Origin of the sequence: Acinetobacter sp. YH01008 (assembly GCF_013420435.1) — a bacterium.
GTDB lineage: Bacteria > Pseudomonadota > Gammaproteobacteria > Pseudomonadales > Moraxellaceae > Acinetobacter > Acinetobacter pseudolwoffii.
Window position 1 is genome coordinate 1 of record NZ_VOYD01000056.1, and the last position, 4,975, is coordinate 4,975.

At 35.3% G+C, this 4,975-nt stretch carries 4 protein-coding genes; all 4 read right to left on the minus strand.

Going from position 1 to position 4,975, the window contains the following annotated elements:
* Positions 1 to 345 precede the first annotated feature (345 nt).
* The 4 genes from FTT75_RS15145 to FTT75_RS15160 all read right to left on the minus strand — a co-directional run bounded on the left by FTT75_RS15145 (position 346) and on the right by FTT75_RS15160 (position 4,584).
* Entirely contained in the window at positions 346 to 1,230 is an 885-nt protein-coding gene (locus FTT75_RS15145; RefSeq protein WP_000155092.1) for an Mph(E) family macrolide 2'-phosphotransferase, read from the minus strand.
* Between the two features lie 55 nt (positions 1,231 to 1,285).
* Positions 1,286 to 2,761: an ABC-F type ribosomal protection protein Msr(E) gene (msr(E), locus tag FTT75_RS15150; protein ID WP_000052512.1), complete on the minus strand. Its 1,476-nt coding sequence runs from the start codon at positions 2,759 to 2,761 to the stop codon at positions 1,286 to 1,288.
* A gap of 597 nt (positions 2,762 to 3,358) precedes the next feature.
* Positions 3,359 to 3,646, minus strand: a complete 288-nt coding sequence (locus tag FTT75_RS15155) for a hypothetical protein (protein ID WP_004870774.1) — start codon at positions 3,644 to 3,646, stop codon at positions 3,359 to 3,361.
* Positions 3,643 to 4,584, minus strand: a complete 942-nt coding sequence (locus tag FTT75_RS15160; protein ID WP_020846814.1) for a replication initiation protein — start codon at positions 4,582 to 4,584, stop codon at positions 3,643 to 3,645. Before FTT75_RS15160 ends, FTT75_RS15155 begins: the two co-directional genes overlap by 4 nt.
* Between the last annotated feature and the right edge of the window lie 391 nt (positions 4,585 to 4,975).

Genomic DNA, 4,975 nt, shown 5'->3' on the forward strand with positions numbered 1-4,975 from the left:
CACTTTGAATGGGTTCTAATACCCGAATTTCGTATATGAGATTTTATGTTAAATTTTTTATATCAAAATTTCAAAGTGTACTGATGAGTACACTTTGAATGGGTTCTAACACCCGAATTTCGTATATGAGATTTTATGTTAAATTTTTTATATCAAAATTTCAAAGTGTACTGATGAGTACACTTTGAATGGGTTCTAACACCCGAATTTCGTATATGAAATTTTATGTTAAATGATTGTTAGAAATGCCCCTTGATCGAGGCATTTTCTATAAAGAATACTAAAAACTAATTAAAGCCAACCAAGTTTCAAAACAAGGCAGTTCTCAGCAATCATATTTTTAAATTATATAACTCCCAACTGAGCTTTTGCTCCAACGATAAGGCTTTCATTTTGAGTTTCTAAGGCAAATAAACCATACATCAAAGGAGAGGCCGCTGCTCTTTCTAAAGTCTGTTCATATAGTTTATTCCAAACTTTACCCCCTAGTTTTTCATACTCGATGATTAGAGTTTTGAGGCTTTCTTCTCCAAACAAAGTTACATGCCCAGCAAAATCAATCGCTGGGTCATCTATATGGGCTGTTGACCAATCAATAACGCCTGAAACAGCTCCATCCTTTGAAGCTAGTACATGCCCAGCATATAAATCGCCATGTATAAATTGGGTGAAATCTGCCCATAGAACATCATTATCCAACCATTTTCTGTAGCGGGTTTCCAATTGCTCACTTATACCAATTTCAGATTTTACTAACTGCAAATTGTTTGCTATTTCAGGTCTTAAATCTGAAGGTTTCATAATTTTCAAATCATTTTCCCGAACTTCTTTTTCAGGAATACTATGGATTTCAAATAAGGTTTTTGCCAAAGATGTTATGTATTTCGGGCTATCTTTGTCCATATTCCAAATTATTTCATAGGTTTCAGCATCCAAATTTAAAACAGGATTATCTTTAAGTATGGGATAAGCCACTAATTCTGTAGATGAAATTCTCCAATCAGGAACCTCTACAGAAAGATGTTTTTTTACCAATTCTAAAATGCGTTTTTCTTTCTTGATTTGTTCCCTCATGCCATCACGACGAGGAATACGCAGCAACCATTGTTGCCCCTTTGTATCAAGAGCAAAAACGACCTTAAAATCAATGCCCATTTCATTGAAATTCATTTTGTCCGTAAGCAACAAGCCGTGTGCTTCAGCAAGTGATTGAATATCTTGAATTGTCATTTTTAATTTCCTTTAAAGAGTTCAATAATTAATGTTCGGATTAGATTGGCTATCATTAACAATCTCTCTCAAAAGTCTTGATGATTTTGTGGTCTTTGATCTCGTAGATAATGTCAGCAATATTATCGACCAATTGCTTGTCATGAGATACGAAGATAATAGTTCCTGCATAGGACTTCATCATTGTTTCTAATGCGGCAATACTTTTTAGGTCAAGATAGTTTCCTGGTTCATCCATAAGCAAAATATTATATTTTCCTAAAAGCATTTTGGATAAAAGCAGTTTGATGATTTCACCTCCCGATAAGTCGGATAAGTTTTTTTGAATATCATTCGCTCCGATCCCCATTGAAGCCAATACTGCACGAATTTCCGCAACTGTGTACTCGCACTCTTCCTGCATAAAGGAGAGCACAGATTTATGCGTGTTAAATTTATATCCTGTTTGTGTAAAGTAGCCAATTTCAGCTTTTGGAGATATGGTTAATCCATCAGCACGTTCTGATATCATTTTTAACAAGGACGTTTTCCCTGTTCCATTCGATCCAGTTATAGCGACTTTAGCGCCAAGCGGTATTATAAAGTTAGCGTCATCAAAGATAGTACGGCTACCAAATTTTAAGCTCAGACCATCTGCCGTAATCGGGAACTTATTGTGCAGTTCTAGGGCTGAACTTTGACGAAAACGAATAGAACGCAAATGCTCTGGTGCTTGAATATCTTCTAATGCAGCCAAACGCTTTTCCATACTCTTAGCTGCCTGATACAGTTTTCTTTGCTTGGTGCCAGTCATTTTTGCATGCCCAAGTCGTCCAGCACTTTCGGTAGAGTTTTTGGATTTTTCTCCTTTTTTCTTATTGTCTAATCGATTAGCTTGCTGGCGTTTTTCTTGCACAGCAGATTCTAATCGCTCCCGTTCCTTCATCATCAGCTCATATTCTACGGCTTGGTGTTGTCGCTCTTCTTCTTTTTGACGCAAGTAATCCGAGTAACCACCCCAATATTCCGTAATTTTACCGTCTTTTAACTCCCATATCTTGTCTACAACCATATCAAGAAAATATCGGTCATGACTGATAACAAGTAATGCTCCATCAAATGCTTTAAGTTGACCAATAAGTAGATCTATTCCATTGAGATCAAGGTGGCTGGTTGGTTCATCCGCTAGAATGCCATGTACTTGTTGGGAAAATGCGGCAGCAATTTTTGCACGAGTTTCCTCTCCGCCACTCATTGTGTCGTTTTGTACATTGGAAACACCAAGGCGAGATAACATTGCCCGGTCTTCGACCGTTTCTATTTCGATTCCGCCCAGTTGGCTGATATGTGCAAAATCACCAAAACGCTGTAATGTCGCTTCGGCTAAAACAATTTCGCCATTAAGTACTTTGAGTAAACTACTCTTTCCTGCTCCGTTATCACCCACAAGACCAATACGGTCATAAGAGTGAATTTCCAATTCATCAATATCCAAAACATCACGCCCAGCATAATCCAAGCGTATGTTTCTCGCTTTAATAATTAAACTCATTTTTATTTACTCCTGTTTAGCTCTTGAAATTTTTTATGCAGCAAACAGGATTTAGGTGAAAACAAAAGCTAGCATCACAGTGTCCTCCCAAAAAAAAAGCTATTCATCCACAGGGTGGACAAATAGCTAGTCAATTAAGTTATAACTGGAAACTATGCACTAAAAGCATACTTATAAATTAAGCATACTTTTACTTTATATATCCGCATATATTCTTAAAGACACAACAAAAGCCCACCATTATAAAATAGTGTCACTATGCAAATAGTTGTGTCTTAACGAATGCGGATAGAATGCATAAACTTACCTAAAAAATAAAATTCAGTTTTATGATAACTTTACTGTTAAAAGAAGTCTAGACAACCTTGTTTTATGCTTGGATATAAGGCTTATTTTAAAATAATAGTAGTGAAGATTTTCTAAAATTAACATAATACACCTTATACGAAATTTGTTATAATTCTCGTGAAAATTCAACGCTGTAGTTTCAATTTTCTAGCCCAGTCGTCAATGACTGGGCTTTTTTTATTACTTTTCACGTTCCACGCCTAGTCTTTAATCAATGTTCCACGATTTTGATTAAATAAACTGAATAATTCAATCTGCAGAATTTAAGCGATTATCTTGAATAAGATCACTCAACTTACCTTCAAGCGATTCGATTTTATATTTCAGAGACAAGATTGAATCTTTTAAACGTGAATTTTTAGGTGCATCCGGATTCTTTAATTGATTAAAAACCTCTAATAATTCGCTGTGATGAGTGCTTAACCTTTCAATGTCACTTTCAATAGCCATTCTTGGTGTCCACAGAGCAAGTAAACTTTGCTCATAATCTTTGAGTTCTTGATGACTCATTGCATCTAATTCAGCCTTAGTTCTCATGGTTTAAAATCCGTCTTGCTATGAAGAGCTTTAAAAATCCGTTTTGTTGTTTCCTCTCTTACACTTTTCGGATCTCGTAAGATGCCACTAATCCAGAGGGCAAATGTCGGGTAGTCTGGGAAATTACTGAGGTCTGATAGCTCAGAAAGTTTAGATAAAATAGTGCTGTACTTGTTAATTTGAGCATCAGATAAATTGCAGAACATATCTATAGTTCTTTGATCTCGCTGAGGCGCTATTAATTTTGGCTTAGGTTTTTCTTTCACTATAAATTTAAAGCCAACTACTGAACGCCCTTTTTTTACATTTTCATAAGTGAGTTCAATATCTGTATTAGTTGTAATCTCATTTAATGAAGGCTTCATTACTCGGTCTTTTAAATTACAGAGTTTGTCATAAGATTTGGGCAAACCCAGCTCATTTTTTATATGTTCTAAGGACATTTCAAATTGTCCCATTGCTTGATGCTTTTTAGCTAAATGATAAAGATCGAATGAGTAATCTTTTTTCAAACTTAGTACGATATCTTTTTTATATTTTGTATAAGGGTTTAATTTATCAAACTCTTTTAACATCAGTAGAACGATTTCAGGGAAACGTATAGCTATCCCTCCGTCTTCATAAGTGCAATCAATCACCCAATTCGACAGCACCTTTTTTCCTCTTTCATTGTTATAAGAGAAATTTCTTTTAAGTAGATTCTTGCTGGCTAGTTCTAACTGCGTATATGCGGAATGCGTTTTAATGCCACATTCTCTAGCAAACTCTTCTGCCGTAATCATAATTCGGTCTTTTTCAGTTGCATCAGTGGTTCTAGCAATTGGGCTAGCAAGTATTAACATTCGTTTTTCATCAATGTTCATACTCTTAAAGCATTCTTGAACATTGTTTTGCATAACAACCCAGCTCAGAGGATATGTTTTTTTATTTTCGTCCATATAACTACAACCCCAAAAAACTAACTAACTACATTGGTATTTATGTAGCTTAAACATACATTGTCGTTTATTTTTTGACTACTATTTTTGTAGTTTTTTAACAAAACTACAAACTTTTTCTTGTAGTTTAATGTCCGGTAAAAGTAGTTTCTATGTCCGGTAAAAGTAGTTTTTTAAGTCCATTTTGTCCGGCATTTGTAGTTTAATGTCCGGTAAAAGTAGTTTTTTAAAGTCTGAAAGCATTGCTAGGCGTGGTTTATAGGGGGGTCTAAAAGCTTTTAAAAGCTTTTTAAAAGAATAAAAGGGAATTTATTTCCAAAGTGAGTTATTAAAACTGCCCTTGGTACTCGCTAAAGCTCGTACTCTATTGAAGCTCGTTTCACTCGCTTCG

Coding starts and splice junctions, on each gene's coding strand:
- FTT75_RS15145 (WP_000155092.1), bottom strand. CDS start 1,230: ATGACAATTCAAGATATTCAATCACTTGCTGAAGCACACGGCTTGTTG.
- FTT75_RS15155 (WP_004870774.1), bottom strand. CDS start 3,646: ATGAGAACTAAGGCTGAATTAGATGCAATGAGTCATCAAGAACTCAAA.
- FTT75_RS15160 (WP_020846814.1), bottom strand. CDS start 4,584: ATGGACGAAAATAAAAAAACATATCCTCTGAGCTGGGTTGTTATGCAA.